13 protein-coding genes are annotated in these 14,975 nt (G+C 66.1%); all 13 read right to left on the bottom strand.

Features of this window, described 5'->3' with window-relative positions; all coding sequences use genetic code 11:
• Positions 1-32: 32 nt before the first annotated feature.
• The 13 genes from dnaE to ftsW all read right to left on the bottom strand — a co-directional run bounded on the left by dnaE (position 33) and on the right by ftsW (position 14,973).
• Entirely contained in the window at positions 33-3,590 is a 3,558-nt protein-coding gene (dnaE, locus tag CXZ05_RS18490) for a DNA polymerase III subunit alpha (protein ID WP_102973984.1), read from the bottom strand.
• 52 nt (positions 3,591-3,642) lie between these two features.
• Positions 3,643-4,569, bottom strand: coding sequence for an RluA family pseudouridine synthase (locus tag CXZ05_RS18485; RefSeq protein ID WP_102973983.1), 927 nt, complete (start codon positions 4,567-4,569; stop codon positions 3,643-3,645).
• Entirely contained in the window at positions 4,562-5,134 is a 573-nt protein-coding gene (gene lspA, locus CXZ05_RS18480; protein ID WP_102973982.1) for a signal peptidase II, read from the bottom strand. The genes CXZ05_RS18485 and lspA overlap by 8 nt, the downstream gene beginning before the upstream one ends.
• Positions 5,135-5,215: 81 nt before the next feature.
• Positions 5,216-5,911: a DivIVA domain-containing protein gene (locus CXZ05_RS18475; protein ID WP_102973981.1), complete on the bottom strand. Its 696-nt coding sequence runs from the start codon at positions 5,909-5,911 to the stop codon at positions 5,216-5,218.
• A 171-nt stretch (positions 5,912-6,082) separates the two neighbouring features.
• Positions 6,083-6,370, bottom strand: a complete 288-nt coding sequence (locus tag CXZ05_RS18470) for a YggT family protein (RefSeq protein WP_102973980.1) — start codon at positions 6,368-6,370, stop codon at positions 6,083-6,085.
• A gap of 133 nt (positions 6,371-6,503) precedes the next feature.
• Positions 6,504-7,034: a cell division protein SepF gene (locus CXZ05_RS18465; protein ID WP_102973979.1), complete on the bottom strand. Its 531-nt coding sequence runs from the start codon at positions 7,032-7,034 to the stop codon at positions 6,504-6,506.
• A gap of 89 nt (positions 7,035-7,123) precedes the next feature.
• Positions 7,124-7,861: a YggS family pyridoxal phosphate-dependent enzyme gene (locus CXZ05_RS18460; RefSeq protein ID WP_102973978.1), complete on the bottom strand. Its 738-nt coding sequence runs from the start codon at positions 7,859-7,861 to the stop codon at positions 7,124-7,126.
• Positions 7,854-8,570 (bottom strand): polyphenol oxidase family protein, encoded by a 717-nt coding sequence (locus tag CXZ05_RS18455; RefSeq protein WP_102973977.1) that lies wholly within the window; start codon positions 8,568-8,570, stop codon positions 7,854-7,856. The genes CXZ05_RS18460 and CXZ05_RS18455 overlap by 8 nt, the downstream gene beginning before the upstream one ends.
• Positions 8,571-8,639: 69 nt before the next feature.
• Positions 8,640-9,872, bottom strand: a complete 1,233-nt coding sequence (gene ftsZ / locus CXZ05_RS18450) for a cell division protein FtsZ (protein WP_102973976.1) — start codon at positions 9,870-9,872, stop codon at positions 8,640-8,642.
• Positions 9,873-10,076: 204 nt separating this feature from the next.
• On the bottom strand, positions 10,077-11,168 hold the full coding sequence (locus CXZ05_RS18445) for a cell division protein FtsQ/DivIB (protein WP_102973975.1): 1,092 nt from the start codon (positions 11,166-11,168) through the stop codon (positions 10,077-10,079).
• On the bottom strand, positions 11,161-12,540 hold the full coding sequence (gene murC / locus CXZ05_RS18440; RefSeq protein ID WP_102973974.1) for a UDP-N-acetylmuramate--L-alanine ligase: 1,380 nt from the start codon (positions 12,538-12,540) through the stop codon (positions 11,161-11,163). The genes CXZ05_RS18445 and murC overlap by 8 nt, the downstream gene beginning before the upstream one ends.
• Positions 12,537-13,637, bottom strand: a complete 1,101-nt coding sequence (murG, locus tag CXZ05_RS18435) for an undecaprenyldiphospho-muramoylpentapeptide beta-N-acetylglucosaminyltransferase (protein ID WP_102973973.1) — start codon at positions 13,635-13,637, stop codon at positions 12,537-12,539. Before murG ends, murC begins: the two co-directional genes overlap by 4 nt.
• A gap of 10 nt (positions 13,638-13,647) precedes the next feature.
• Positions 13,648-14,973, bottom strand: a complete 1,326-nt coding sequence (gene ftsW, locus CXZ05_RS18430; RefSeq protein ID WP_102973972.1) for a putative lipid II flippase FtsW — start codon at positions 14,971-14,973, stop codon at positions 13,648-13,650.
• Positions 14,974-14,975 lie beyond the last annotated feature (2 nt).

Raw genomic sequence — 14,975 nt, 5'->3', positions numbered from 1 at the left:
GCCGGCAGGCAGCGAGGTCTTGGCAGCGTGGTCTAGGCGTCCAGGCAGGCCGGACCCAGCAGCACCTTCAGGTCCCCGAACAGCGACGGGTTGGGGTTTACCCGCAGGTGCACAGGAAGCGCCATGACCTCGATGCGGCTGTCGCCCTGCAGGTTCACCCTGACCTCGGAGTTGCCCCGGTGGTTGCGCAGCACGTCCCCCAGTTCCGTGACCACGGCTTCGGTGGCCTTGTGCGTCGGCATGGTGATCACCAGCGGTCCGTTAGTGCCCTGGCTGAGGTCCGGGACGGAGAGCTCCATGCAGTTCAGGGTCACGGCGCCGTCGTCGCGCCGCTGCAGCCGGCCCTTGACCACCACGATCAGGTCCTCGGCGAGAACCGAGGCGATCGGCCCGTAGACCTGGCCGAAGAACATGACCTCCATGGAACCACCGAGGTCCTCGATCTCCGCCCGGGCATAGGCGTTTCCGCTGGCCTTCGCGATCCGGCGGCTCAGCGATGTGATCATGCCCGCGATGGTGATGATGGCGCCGTCCTGCGGCCCGTCCTCCGCGATGATGGAGGTGATGGACTGGTCGGCGTGCTGGCTCAGGACCCCTTCTAGGCCCTGCAGCGGGTGGTCTGAGACGTAAAGGCCCAGCATGTCCCGCTCGAACGCGAGCTTGTCCTTCTTCTCCCACTCCGGCAGGTCGGGAATCTCGATGCTGAGCGACGCTTCGGACTCGGCCTCATCGAAACCGGCGAACAGGTCGAACTGGCCGATCGCCTCGTTGCGCTTGAGGGTGATGACGGAGTCGATGGCTTCTTCATGAACCATGGCCAGGGCGCGGCGGTGGTGGCCCAGCGAGTCGAAGGCGCCGGCCTTGATCAGGGATTCGATGGTGCGCTTGTTGCACACCACGGCCGGCACCTTCATGAGGTAGTCCTTGAATGAGGTGTACGCGCCCTCGCTTGCCCGGGCGGCCACCATGGCCTCAACTGCGTTGACGCCCACGTTGCGGATGGCGCCCATGCCGAAGCGGATGTCCTCCCCCACCGGGGTGAAGTTCAGGGCTGACTCGTTGACGTCCGGCGGCAGCACCGTGATGCCCATGCGCCGGCATTCGTTGAGGTAGATCGCGGACTTGTCCTTGTCGTCGCCGACCGAGGTCAGCAGCGCTGCCATGTACTCCGGCGCGTAGTGTGCCTTCAGGTATGCGGTCCAGTACGAAATCACGCCGTACGCCGCCGAGTGAGCCTTGTTGAAGGCGTAGTCGGAGAAGGGAAGCAGGATGTCCCACAGCGTCTTGACGGCCTCCATGGAGTAGCCATTGTCCTGCATGCCCTGGGAGAAGCCCGCAAACTGCTTGTCCAGCTCGGACTTCTTCTTCTTACCCATGGCGCGGCGCAAAATGTCTGCCTGGCCAAGGGAGTAGCCGGCCAGCTTCTGCGCCACGGCCATAACCTGTTCCTGGTACACGATCAGGCCGAACGTCCCGCCCAGGATCTCCTTCAGCGGTTCCTCAAGCTCCGGGTGGATCGGGATGACGTCCTGGATCTTGTTCTTGCGCAGGGCGTAGTCGGTGTGGGCGTTAGCACCCATGGGTCCCGGCCGGTACAGCGCCAGCACGGCGGAGATGTCTTCGAAGTTGTCAGGCTTCATGAGTTTAAGCAGCGACCGCATGGGGCCGCCGTCGAGCTGGAACACGCCCAGCGTGTCGCCCCGGGCCAGCAGCTCATAGGACGCCGCGTCATCCAACTCCAGCGTTTCGAGATCGAGGTCGACCCCGCGGTTCATCTTGATGTTTTCCAGGGCGTCCGAAATGATCGTCAGGTTTCGCAGCCCGAGGAAGTCCATCTTGATCAGGCCGAGGCCTTCGGACGTCGGATAGTCGAACTGCGTGATGACCTGGCCATCCTGGAAACGGCGCATGATCGGAATGACGTCGATGATGGGGTCCGAGGACATGATCACGCCGGCCGCGTGCACGCCCCATTGCCGCTTCAGGCCCTCAATGCCCAGCGCCGTCTCAAAGACCTTGGCGGCCTCGGGGTCGGTACTGATCAGCTGCCGGAAGTCACCGGCTTCGCTGTACCGCTTGGCATCCTTGTTCTGGATGTCGGCTAGCGGAATGTCCTTGGCCATCACGGCAGGCGGCAGTGCCTTGGTCAGCTGCTCACCCATGCTGAACGGGTACCCGAGCACGCGGGAGGAGTCCTTCAGCGCCTGCTTGGTCTTGATGGTGCCGTAGGTGACGATCATCGCCACGCGTTCGTCGCCGTACTTGCGCGTCACATAGTCGATGACCTCGGAACGGCGCCGGTCATCGAAGTCGACGTCGAAGTCAGGCATGGAGACGCGGTCCGGGTTCAGGAACCGCTCGAAGATCAGGCCGTGGTGCAGCGGGTCAAGGTCGGTGATGCGCATGGCGTAGGCCACCATGGAGCCCGCACCGGAGCCACGTCCGGGACCTACCCGGATGCCGTTGTTCTTGGCCCAGTTGATGAAGTCGGCCACCACGAGGAAGTAGCCCGGGAAGCCCATCGAGGTGATGACTTCCAGCTCGTAGTCGGCCTGCTTGCGGACCTTGTCCGGAATGCCCTGGGGGTAGCGGTAATGGAGTCCCTTGTCGACCTCCTTGACCAGCCAGGAAGTTTCGTCCTCGCCCTCGGGGCAGGGGAACCGGGGCATGTAGTTGGCGCCGGTGTTGAAGGACACCTCGCACCGCTCGGCGATCAGCAGCGTGTTGTCGCACGCCTCGGGGTGGTCGCGGAACAGCTCGCGCATTTCCTGCGGCGACTTCAGGTAGTAGCCGCTGCCGGAGAACGCGAAACGGGAGCCGCCGTTGTCGTAGGTGGGTTCGAGCAGCGTCGAGCCGGACTGGATGGCCAGCAGGGCCTCGTGCGCCTTGGCGTCGTGTTCATGCGTGTAGTGCAGGTCGTTGGTAGCAACGAGCGGGAGGTTCAGGTCCTTGGCGAGGCGCAGGAGATCGCCGGTGACGCGGCGTTCAATGTCCAGGCCGTGGTCCATGAGTTCACAGAAGTAGTTCTCTGCGCCGAAGATGTCACGGAATTCCGCGGCGGCTTCCCGGGCCTCGCGGTACTGGCCGAGCCGCAGCCGGGTCTGGACCTCACCGGACGGGCAGCCGGTGGTGGCGATGAGCCCTTCGGAGTAGGTGTTCAGCAGCTCGCGGTCCAGCCGGGGCCACTTGCCGAACACCGAATCCAGGGAGGCGATCGAGGAGGCACGGAACAGGTTCCGCATACCCACGTTGTTGTAGCTCAGCAGGGTCATGTGGGTGTAGGAGCCACCGCCGGAGACGTCGTCCTTGCGCTGGCTCTCGTCTCCCCAGCGGACGCGGCCCTTGTCGCCGCGCGCAGTCCCGGGCGTCACGTACGCTTCGACGCCGATGATGGGCTTGATGCCCTTGTCGGTGGCCTTCCGCCAAAAGTCGAAAGCCCCGAAGAGGTAGCCGTGGTCGGTGGTGGCCAAGGCGGGCATCCCCAGCCGCTCGGTTTCGTCGAACAGCTCACCGAGCCTGGCGGCGCCGTCCAGCATCGAGTACTCGGTGTGGGTGTGGAGATGTACGAACGAGTCATTGCTGGAAGTCACCGGACCATTCTAGTGCCGACCCTCTGACAATTAATGTCGGCGTGCCGCAGGCTCAGGCCTTGCCCGTGCCCAGGACTTCCAATGCGTAGGCAAGATCCTCGGGGTACTCGCTGGTCACGGTGACACGTTCCCCGGTGCGCGGGTGGTCAAAGCCCAGTTCACGGGCGTGCAGCCACTGCCGGGTGAGCCCGAGCGTAGCGGCGAGCCGCGGGTCGGCCCCGTAGGTGAGGTCTCCGGCACACGGATGGCGGAGTGCGGCGAAATGGACCCTGATCTGGTGAGTCCTGCCGGTCTCGAGGTGCACCTCCACCAGGGTGGCCTTGCCGAATGCCTCAAGCACCTCGTAGTGCGTCACCGATGGCCGGCCGTCCTCGATGACGGCGAAGCGCCAGTCGTGGCCGGGGTGCCGGCCGATCGGGGCGTCGATGGTGCCCTGCAGGGGATCCGGCAGGCCCTGGACCACCGCGTGGTAGACCTTGTCCACGGTGCGTTCCTTGAACGCCCGCTTGAGGGCGGTGTAGGCGGGTTCTGTCTTGGCCACCACCATGACTCCAGAGGTCCCGACGTCGAGGCGGTGGACGATGCCGGCGCGCTCGGCGGAACCGGAGGTGGAAATGCGGTAGCCGGCCCCGGCGAGTCCGCCGACGACGGTGGGTCCTACCCAGCCCGGGGACGGGTGCGCCGCAACCCCCACCGGCTTGTCGACCACCACAAAGTCGTCGTCATCCAGCAGGATCTTCAGGCCTTCCACAACTTCCTCCACGACTTCAAGGGGATCCCGGCGCTCGGGAACCGTCACGTGCAGCACGGTGCCGGACGCGAGCTTGGCAGATTTGCCCACCGGTTTGCCGCCGCTGACGACGTTGCCCTCGGCTATCAGGGTGGCGGCGGACGAACGGGACATGCCCATCAGCTTGGCCAGGCCGGCGTCCACGCGGGTCCCGTCCAGCTCCTCGGGCACCACCACCCGCTCAGACATTGTCGGTCCCGTCGTGCTTTTCGACGCTGTGATGCGATCCGTCAAGGGCGATCCCCCGCAGGGTCAGCAGGCAGATGATGACCACCGACGAAACGACGGCGGAGTCGGCGATGTTGAAGATCGCAAAGTTGGGCAGTTGGATGAAGTCCACCACGTGCCCCATGCCGAAGGACGGGTCCCGGAACAGCCGGTCCGTCAGGTTCCCGAGGGCGCCGCCGAACAGCAGCCCCAGTGCCAGCGCCCACCACGCGGATCCCAGCTTGCGCAGCTGGAACAGGATGGCGGCGGCGACCACCACCATGATGATCGTGAACACCCAGGTCACGTTCTCGCCGATGGAGAAGGCTGCGCCGGAGTTCCGGATGTAATACCAGTGCAGCAGCGGGGGCAACACCGGAATCCGTTCGCCTTCCACCATGGTGCTGGTGACCCACAGTTTTGTGAGCTGGTCGAAGACGTAGGCGAAAACAGCCAGTCCGGCGAACAGGGACAACAGGACGGCGCGCCGTGGCCGGGGTGATGATGAAGCTGGGTGCGCTGCGTCAGCGGCAAGGTCGTCAGTCATGGTGCTTTCATTCGGGAACCGTCGTTAATGGCAAAAGCCGGTGGCCGAGGAATCCTCAGCCACCGGCCTTCAGAATACGTGCTAAACGGCGGCGCTGCTGCTTTCGCCAACCTCAGGGGCGGCAACGGAACCGCGGGCGTCCAGGTCACGCAGCTGGCCCTCGATGTAGGCCTTCAGGCGTGAGCGGTAGTCGCGTTCGAAGCCGCGCAGCTGCTCCACCTTGCGCTCGAGGACGGAACGCTGCTGCTCCAGGGCACCGAGGATCTTGCGGGACTTCTCCTGCGCGTCGTTGACCAGGCTGCTGGCTTCGATCTGTGCTTCAGCGATGATCTTGTCGCGCTGCTGCTGGCCCTCGGACACGTGGCGGTCGTGCATCTGCTGTGCCATGGCCAGCAGGCCCGCAGCGGACTCCGAGACGTTGCTGCTGGTGACGGCGGGTGCCGGGGCTGCAACCGGAGCTGCCTGCTCGGCTGCCTTCTTCTTGGCAGCTTCGGCGGCCTTGGCCTCAGCCTCCGCCTTCGCGCGTGCTTCGTCCTTCTCGGACTTGGACGGCGCGGGGACCTTCTCAACAACAGGGGGGACGGCGGAGGTGGCAGCCGGCGATCCGGAGCCGCCTTCGGCGAGCTTCTTGCGAAGTTCTTCGTTCTCCTGGTTCAGGCGCCGCAGTTCGACGACGATCTCGTCCAGGAAGTCGTCAACTTCGTCCTGGTCATAGCCTTCGCGGAACTTGGTCGGCTGAAAGCGCTTGTTGACAACGTCTTCTGGCGTCAAAGCCATCTGGTCACCTCGTTGGTCTAGTTCGTCAGGAGGCCTTCCGGCCGTCAAAACTACGGTACCTAAATATGGTCTGGTTCCTCTAATTCAACACCGTGGCGTCAAAGAAAAGGCTTTCTGCGCTAGAGCAGGCATCCATGTGGACCGGCCCCGGCGCGGCAAGCTGATATGAAGTTATGCAAATGACTTGGTGATCGCCATGGCAATGCTCAGGCCGATGAACAGCACCAGAAACCCGAGGTCCAGTGAGACGCCGCCCAGCCGCAGCGGCGGGATGAGGCGCCGCAGAACCTTCAGCGGCGGATCGGTCACCGAGTAGACCGCATGAGCCGCCACCAATGCTACCCCGCGGGGACGCCATTCCCGCGCGAACATCTGAACCCAGTCAAAGACGAGGCGGACAATCAGAGCGACGAAAATGAACAGCAGAACGATATAGACAAGCCCGAATAGTATTCCCATGAGCTAACCCATTGTCTCCATGTTCATCGCGGGCACTTCCATGCCCTGGGATCCTGCCAGATTGTGCTGCTCCCCTATTTCAGCACGGATGCCAGGCAGGTGCGTCCCTGCCTGGCATCCGGAGAGCGGATTTTTAGCTTTGGTTGAAGAAGCTGGCGGTGGCCTCACTGGCTTTCTTGTCATCTCCGATGACTTCAACGTACGACGGCGACAGCAGAAAGACCTTGTTTGTCACGCGCTCGATGCTTCCGCGCAGACCGAAGACGAGGCCGGCGGAAAAGTCGACAAGACGCTTCGCGTCCGATTCCCCCATGTCCGTCACGTTCATGATGACGGGGATACCGTCCCGGAAGCTTTCGCCAATGAGCTTGGCGTCGTTGTAGGAGCGGGGGTGGATCGTGGTGATCTGCCGCAGTCCGGTGGTCTCTTCGCGGCTCGATGCCGCACGCTTGATGGGTGTCACGGGTGCGCGGTATTCCTCTTCGGCAGCTGGTGGCACTTCACGGGCGACCTCTCGGAGCGGCGCCGGCGCGCGGCGCTCTTCGCGGTCATGCTCCATTGAGTTGTCCTCGTCCTTTTGCTGGGTGGAAAGCTCAGACTCGTAGTGTTCATCGCCGTCGGCGAGCCCAAGATAGATCATTGTCTTGCGCATAGCGCCAGCCATGGTCGACTCCTAATCGTGTCCGGAAGCGGGCCGCCCAAAGGTCAAGACAGCACTGGAAGCCCCGCCATTCACTTCCAATACGACAGACGCTACCGCACCGTCGGGCGCGAACCGAGAATATCTGAGCCAATTCGGAGGTGTGTCGCACCGAATCGGACAGCTGCTTCCAGGTCCTGGCTCATGCCGGCCGAAATCCCCGAGGCGCCAGGGAAATCCCGCTGCAGGCCGGTTGAAACGCCCAGCAGTTTTTCAAAGGCCCGGTCAGGATCCGCCCCGAGCGGCGCCACCGCCATGACCCCCGCCAGGCGCAAGCCGTCGGCGGCTTCGAGCTGCTCCGCCAGTTGCGGCACGGCGGCGGGGGCTGCCCCGCCGCGGTGGGCTCCGGCGTCGTCTTCCAGGCTCACCTGGATGAAGCAGTCCAGGTCGGCCCGGCCGGTCAGCTCCTGCTCGCCGGCCATGGCCCGCTCCAGGGCCGTCACGAGCTGGGAGCGGTCCACCGAGTGCACGGCGGTGGCGTAGCGGACCACCGTCTTGGACTTCTTGCTCTGGAGCTGGCCCACGAAGTGCCAGGTGAGGTCCAGGGCCTCGAGTTCCTGGGCCTTTGCCGACGCCTCCTGGTCGCGGTTCTCGCCGAAATCCCTGACGCCAAGCGCTGCCAGCCGGCGGACGTCCTCGGCCGGGTGAAACTTGCTGATCACTATGAGGCTTGGCGGGTTGTTCCCGCGGCCTGCCGCCCCGGCGGCACGGTTGATGCGTTGCCGGACAGCGTCAAGGCGCTCCGCCAGCTGCACCGCCCGGGCGTCCCCGGGTGCCGGGCTGTCAGTCATGGGTCCACACCAGTCCGGCGAATCTGCCGGACCGTGAGTCGCGGCGGTAGGAAAACAAGGACTCGTTTTCAAGCGTGCAGGGCCCCCGGTACTCGATGGGAACGCCGAGGGCGTCGAGCTGGCTGGCGGCGCCGCCGGGCAGGTCGAGCGCCGGCGTCCCCCAGGATGTGGTTGACCATGCTGACGGCAGGACGGCGGCAACCTCGTCGCGGAGTTCAGCGGGCACCTCATAGCAGCTCCCGCAGACGGACGGGCCGAGCCAGGCCCGGATGCCCTTGGCGCCGGAGGCGCGCATCTGTTCCACTGCCGCCGGAATGACTCCGGAGAACAGGCCCGGGCGCCCCGCATGAACGGCGGACAGTACGGGCCCGGAAGACCCTGTACCCACCAGGACCAGCGGAATGCAGTCCGCCACCATCACCGCAAGCGGGCCGCCGAATGACACCAGCGCGTCCGCAGTTGGTGCTTGCGGGCTGGGTAAAAGTTCAACGCCTGTTCCAGATTCAACCACAAGGGACACTTCGTTGCCGTGGACCTGGTTCATGTACTGGAACCTGCGCGGCGAGATGCCGGCGATGTCCTCCAACCTTGCCCTGCGGCGCAGCACCGCGGCCGCTTCATCACCCACGTGCAGGGCGAGGTTACCGGCGTTCGTGTCGGTGAACGCCACGGACACGCCAGGCTGCACTTCAGCACGCCACAAAAACAAATCTGAACTCCGGCACTCAGGGTTAGGAAGCAGGGGCAGCTGCCGGGCGGATGTCCGCCCGGCATCCTCTTACTTCAGGAAATCGGGGACGTCCAGGTCGTCAGACCGGCTGCCGGTCAGGTCAGGCTCAACCACCGACGGAAGGTCGACGTCGAAACCCGAGTCAGCAGGGACAGCGGACGGGCGCTGCTGCCCCCAGCTGCTGAGACCTGCAGCGCCGACACCGGCGTGCACGGGCTGGACGTGGACCTGCTGGCTGCCCGCGGACGGCTGGCTCTGCGGGGCGGCCGCCGGAACAGCGGGGCGCTGCGGTGCAACCTGCGGCTGCGACTGGTCCATGGACGGCGAGGTGGCCTTGACATCGTCGAAGCCTGCCGCGATGACGGTGACGCGGGCTTCATCGCCCAGGGCGTCATCGATGACCGCACCGAAGATGATGTTGGCCTCGGGGTGGGCAACTTCCTGCACCAGGCGCGCAGCCTCGTTGATCTCGAACAGTCCGAGGTCGGAGCCGCCCTGGATCGACAGCAGGACACCGTGGGCGCCGTCGATGGACGCTTCGAGCAGCGGGGAGGCGATGGCGAGCTCTGCAGCCTTGACCGCGCGGTCCTCGCCGCGCGCGGAACCGATACCCATCAGGGCGGATCCTGCACCCTGCATAACGGATTTCACGTCGGCGAAGTCAAGGTTGATCAGGCCGGGCGTGGTAATGAGGTCCGTGATGCCCTGCACACCGGACAGCAGGACCTGGTCAGCGGAGCGGAAGGCGTCCAGGACGGAGACGTTGCGGTCGCTGATGGACAGCAGGCGGTCGTTGGGGATCACGATCAGGGTATCCACCTCGTCGCGCAGGGCGTCGATGCCCGCCTCGGCGGAGCCTGCGCGGCGCCGGCCTTCGAAGGTGAATGGACGGGTGACCACACCGATGGTCAGGGCGCCAAGGGAGCGCGCAATGCGGGCAACGACCGGCGCGCCGCCGGTTCCGGTGCCGCCGCCCTCACCTGCGGTCACGAAGACCATGTCGGCACCGCGGAGGACTTCCTCGATCTCGTCAGCGTGGTCCTCGGCAGCCTGCTTGCCGACCTCGGGGTTTGCCCCGGCACCCAGCCCGCGCGTCAGTTCCCGTCCGACGTCAAGCTTGACGTCGGCATCGCTCATCAGGAGGGCCTGGGCATCGGTGTTGATTGCTATGAATTCGACGCCGCGGAGACCCACCTCAATCATGCGGTTGACTGCGTTCACGCCACCGCCGCCGATGCCGACGACCTTGATGACGGCCAAGTAATTCTGCGGAGCTGCCACGTTACGTGTCCCTTGTTAGTGTCCTATTGCGAAAAACTGATGGAGTCGAGCTTGAAGCCCTGAACCTTAACCTTCGAGTTGAAGGTTATAGTTATGTCAAGTAACTCACCTCTGTGACGCTATTTCCTATGCTGGCTACATTCAATAACCGCCACCGCGTGTCGTCCTAATCCCCATGAAATACACGGGCGCCCCGCGTCAAGATCACCGCGTCACCGGATGCCGCGGCACACTCACGTCGTAAGTGCTGACAGGGTTGGCGGGATCTGCCGGCACCTTGAGTAGCGCCTCCAGCACCCGGGCCTTGAGTTCCTTCTCCCCCGCGTTGCCCCAGATGACGGTCTGGCCGTCCAGCAGCTTCAGTTCCACTGCGTCGACGGACTTGGCAGAGGCGTTGGAGAGCTTGGCAAGCACGTTGGCCGGGAGCGCACCGAGGACCTCGGCCGTGGCCTGGAAGAGGTCCTTGCCGATGGTGCCTGCGCCGCCGTCAATCACGGGCAGCTTCACGGAGGCGGGGTCTGCGGTGGTGCTGAGTCGCACGCCGTCGACGTCCACGAGCATGTAGTCCCTGCCGCGCTTCACGAGGGCGACGGGGACGCGTTCCTGAACCTGCACCACCAAAACGGACGGCGGGTGGGCCTCGGTGGTGACCGACTTGATCTGGACGAGCGGCTTCAGCAGCGCGTTCACCTCGGAATCGCTGACCTGCGGCAGCGGCTTGCCCAGAATTGGCTTGAGGGCCGCCTGCACCTGGGCGGGTTTGAGGAGCTTCGTGCCGGTGATGCTCACGCTTTGGACCGCCAGCACCGGGGAATAGACGGCAGCCACGATGAGCCCCGCCACGAGGGCAGCCGTGACACACACGGCAACCAGGATGTTGCGCCTGATGCGCCGGCCCCGGGGTTCGGGAAAGGCCAGCACATTGTCCTGCCCGGTGCTCCTCGACCCGGTGCTGTCCGGCCCCTCATCGGTCGCCGTGGTGCGCTGTTTCTTGGGTTCCGGCTTCCCGGCATTGGCTCCCGGTTTGGCCGGTCCCGGGCTTTTCGGCCGCGACCAGGGGGCTTTCGCCGGCTTGTCCTGGACTTTGGCCTTCGGCGTGCTGCCTTGTGCCTTCTCCTGCACGCTACCCTCCGGGACGCCCTTGGAGGCAGTGATGACGGCCGGCGTGCCGCCGCCGGGCCCGGCGCCGGCGTCCCGGCCGGCGCCAGCCTCCAGGGCAGAGCCAATGTCCCGGCCGGCAGTGTCCCGAGCCGCGGGCTTGGCCGGACGGTAGGTGGGACGCCGGGTGCTAGCCACCGAGAGACTCCACGATGAGCGGCCCGTAGGCGGTGACGTCCCCGGCGCCGGCGGTGAGGATGATGTCCCCCGGCTGCGCGGCGGCGGCCAGGGCGGCTACGGCCTCGTCGCCCGCCCCGACCAGGCTGCCGCCGGCGCCGAGGTGCTCGGTGATGAGCGCGCTGGTGACGCCGGGGATCGGATCCTCGCGGGCCGGGTAGATGTCAAGCACCAAGGCAGTGTCCGCGGCATTGAGCGCATCGGCGAACTCTGTGGCAAACTCCCGGGTCCGGGAGAACAGGTGCGGCTGGAAAAGGACGTGCACCTTGTGGTCGCCGGCCACGGACCGGGCCGCCGCCAGGGCGGCGCGTACCTCCGTGGGGTGGTGGGCGTAGTCGTCGTAGACCCGCACGCCCCTGCCCTCCCCCTTGTATTCGAACCGCCGCGACGCGCCGGAGAAGCCCGCCAGGGCGGAGGCAGCGGCCTGGGCGTCAACGCCGAGTTCCAGTGCCACGGCCATGGCGGCTGCAGCGTTCAGCGCATTGTGCCGTCCGGGGACCTGCAGTACCAGCGGGAACCGGCCCCCCGCCGTCGTTATGGCCACCCTGCCCGGTCCGCCGTCGTCGAGCCGGAGATCGGCAGCCTCAGAGGTGCCGTACAGAACAACACGGGCTTTGCCCCGCTCGCGGGTTCGCAGCGCCAGCGCATGCGCGCCGGCGTCGTCCGCGCAGGCCACCAGCACGCCGTCGGCGGGCAGCAGTTCCGTGAACCGGTCGAAGGATTCATACACCGCCTCCGCAGTTCCGTAGTGGTCGAGGTGGTCCGGTTCCACGTTGGTGACGACGGCGATCTGCGGACGGTAGTTCAGGAACGAACCGTCGGATTCATCCGCCTCGGCAACGAACACCCGGGAACTGCCGTTCGCCGCGTTGACGCCGAGCGCCGGAACATTGGCGCCGATCGCGAACGACGGGTCCAGGCCCGCGCCCTGCAGCAGCACGGTGATCATGGACGTGGTGGTGGACTTCCCGTGGGTGCCGGCCACCGTTACTACGAGGTCATCGCCCATGGTGGCGGCCAGCGCTTCGGAACGGTGCAGCACCGGCAGGCCGGCGGCCCGTGCGGCCTCGAGTTCGGGGTTGTCGCCGCGGATCGCCGATCCTGCCACGACGGTCTGGGCGTCGCCGAGGTTGCCGGCGTCGTAACCCACGCAGATCCGGGCGCCGGCTGCGGCGAGCTCCGCCATGACCGGCAGGTCCTTCGCATCCGTTCCGCTGACGGGAATCCCGCGCGCCACCAAGATCCTGGCGACGGCGGACATGCCCACGCCCCCGATCCCGATGAAGTGCACGCGGCCCAGTGCGTCCTGGCTGGGTGCTGCGTTGGTGGTCATTTGGATACCGCTTCCAGTACGAGGTCGGCCATGAGCTGGTCGGCATTTCGGATGCCAAGGTTCTCCGCGTTCGCCGCCATCGCGTCGAGGCGGGAACGGTCGGTCAGCAGCGGGATGAGGCTGGTGCGGACCCATTCGGGGGTGAAGTCCCGGTCAGCCACCAGGAGGGCGCCACCCGCATCCACAAGTCCGCGCGCGTTCAGCGCCTGCTCACCGTTGCCGATCGGCAGCGGCACGAAGACCGCTGGAACGCCGACGGCGGCCACCTCGCTCACGGTGGCAGCGCCGGCACGGGCGAGCAGCAGGTCAGCCGCGGCGTAGACGGTCTCCATGCCGTCCACGTATTCAAGCTGCCGGTAGCCGTCCGCGCTCAGCGTATTGCCGTCTGAGTCCGCCACGGACTTGCCGCGGCCGGTGATGTGGATGGTCTGGACGCCGGCCCGGGACAGCGCTCCGAGTGACGCCGCCACTGTGCGGTTGATGCTTTGCGCCCCGGACGAGCCTCCGGTGACGATGAGCACCGGCTTCCCGGGCTGCAGGTCCAGGCTGCGCAGGGCGCCGTTCCGCGCCGTTGCCCTGACCATGGCCGAAACTTCGCGGCGCATGGGCATGCCCACGTGGCGGGCGTTGCGCAGCGGGGTGCCGGCGAAGGCCACGGCCACGTGCCGGCTCAGCCTCGCTCCAACCCGGTTGGCCAGGCCCGGGCGGGTGTTGGCTTCGTGGATGACGATGGGGATCTTCCGCCGCCAGGCAGCGAGGTACATGGGCGCGCAGACGTAGCCGCCCACGCCCACGAGGACGTCCGCGCCGGCGTCGTCAAGGATGCGCCCGGCCTGCCGCACGGCGCCGGCGAGGCGTCCCGGGAGGCGGAGCAGGTCTGCGGAGGGCTTCCGCGGGAACGGGACACGGTCGATGGTGGCAAGCTCCAGCCCGGCGGCCGGAACCAGCCTGGTTTCCATGCCGGCGGCCGTTCCCACCGCGAGCAATTGGGCGTCGGGACGGGCATCACGGATGGCAGCGGCGATGGCCAGCAGCGGGTTGATATGCCCTGCTGTACCGCCGCCGGCGAGGACCACGGACAATGACTCGGTTTTCATCAGGTGCTGGTTACGCTTTCGTACGGGATTTCTTGAGCCCGGGCAACCGCCACGGGCCGAGCAGTTTACGTGGCCGGATGTTGGGCTCCATCTGCTCCCGGGCCAGTGACAACACTACGCCGATCGCGCAGAGCGACATCAGCAGCGCGGAACCGCCGTAGGAGATGAAGGGCAACGGGACGCCGATCACCGGCATCAGGCCGGTGACCACGGCCATGTTGACCGTTCCCTGGCCCAACAGCCACACCATAATGGTTCCGGCAAGGACCCGGTGGAACAGGTCCTCCTGCGCCACCACCACGCGGTAGATGGCGGCGCCCAGAATGGCGAAAAGAACCAGTACGACGACGGTCCCCACCAGCCCGAGTTCCTCACCGATGATGGCGAAGATGAAGTCGTTGTGGGCCTCGGGGATCCAGCTGTACTTTTGCCGGCTCTGCCCAAGCCCGACGCCGAACCAGCCCCCCGACGCCAGCCCGTAGAGGCCGTTGGTGGACTGGTAGTTGGCGTCGATTCCGTCACCGCAGCTCTGCCCGGTCCACCACGAGGTGATGCGGCAGACCCGGTTTGAGCTGGTGAGGGCCATGACCGCGGCTCCGGCCGCGAGGACGAGCGCGGCGAAACCGAACAGGTAAAGACGCACGCCGGCGAAAAACAGGGCGGCGGCTGTGATGAGCATGATGATCATGCCTGTGCCGAGGTCATTTCCGACCAGGACGAGTCCGATGATCCCGCCGGCTATGGGCACCACGGGGACCACGGCGTGTCCCCACTGGTGCAGCAGCGACGCCTTCTTGGCCAGCACGGTGGCCATCCACAGGGCCAGGGCAAGCTTGGCTGCCTCGGACGGCTGCAGGGTGAAGAACCCGCCGATGTCGATCCAGTTCTTGTTGCCGTTGACGCTGGTGCCAATGACCAGCACGAGCCCCAGCAGGGCGTAGGCGATGATGATGCCCAGCCACGCAAGGCGCTTCAGCCACACCACGTTGATCCGGGACAGCATGAACATGCAGAAGGTGCCGATTCCGGCGAACAGGCCCTGTTTGAGGGCCGCGGTGTAGGGCGACTCGCCCGCCGCGATGGCCTCCACGCTGGACGCCGAGAGCACCATCATGATGCCGATGGCGGTCAGGGCCAGCGTGGTGCCGAGGATGAGGTAGTAGGTGGAGCCGTTGCGCGACTTGCCGTTTCCCTCCAGGGCGGACCAGAAGCGCCTGTACCACCGGAGCAGTCGGCCGCTCGTGGGAACCTTGGCGGGAGTGGATGCAGCACCCGGTCCGGGTTTCTCCCCCGCCCGCTGCCGGGCGGCCGCGGGACGCGTGGGTGTGCTGACCATTC

Source organism: Arthrobacter sp. AFG20 (assembly GCF_002892795.1).
Classification (GTDB): Bacteria; Actinomycetota; Actinomycetes; order Actinomycetales; family Micrococcaceae; genus Arthrobacter.
Note: the sequence above shows the minus strand (reverse complement) of the source record. Positions and strands in the feature narration are given on the sequence as shown.

Excerpts from the sequence above, each read along its gene's own strand:
- CXZ05_RS18470 (WP_102973980.1), bottom strand. The coding sequence starts at position 6,370 with ATGGGAATACTATTCGGGCTTGTCTATATCGTTCTGCTGTTCATTTTC.
- lspA (WP_102973982.1), bottom strand. The coding sequence starts at position 5,134 with ATGACTGACGACCTTGCCGCTGACGCAGCGCACCCAGCTTCATCATCA.
- CXZ05_RS18485 (WP_102973983.1), bottom strand. The coding sequence starts at position 4,569 with ATGTCTGAGCGGGTGGTGGTGCCCGAGGAGCTGGACGGGACCCGCGTG.
- CXZ05_RS18465 (WP_102973979.1), bottom strand. The coding sequence starts at position 7,034 with ATGGCTGGCGCTATGCGCAAGACAATGATCTATCTTGGGCTCGCCGAC.
- murG (WP_102973973.1), bottom strand. The coding sequence starts at position 13,637 with ATGAAAACCGAGTCATTGTCCGTGGTCCTCGCCGGCGGCGGTACAGCA.
- CXZ05_RS18475 (WP_102973981.1), bottom strand. The coding sequence starts at position 5,911 with ATGGCTTTGACGCCAGAAGACGTTGTCAACAAGCGCTTTCAGCCGACC.
- CXZ05_RS18460 (WP_102973978.1), bottom strand. The coding sequence starts at position 7,861 with ATGACTGACAGCCCGGCACCCGGGGACGCCCGGGCGGTGCAGCTGGCG.
- ftsW (WP_102973972.1), bottom strand. The coding sequence starts at position 14,973 with ATGGTCAGCACACCCACGCGTCCCGCGGCCGCCCGGCAGCGGGCGGGG.
- murC (WP_102973974.1), bottom strand. The coding sequence starts at position 12,540 with ATGACCACCAACGCAGCACCCAGCCAGGACGCACTGGGCCGCGTGCAC.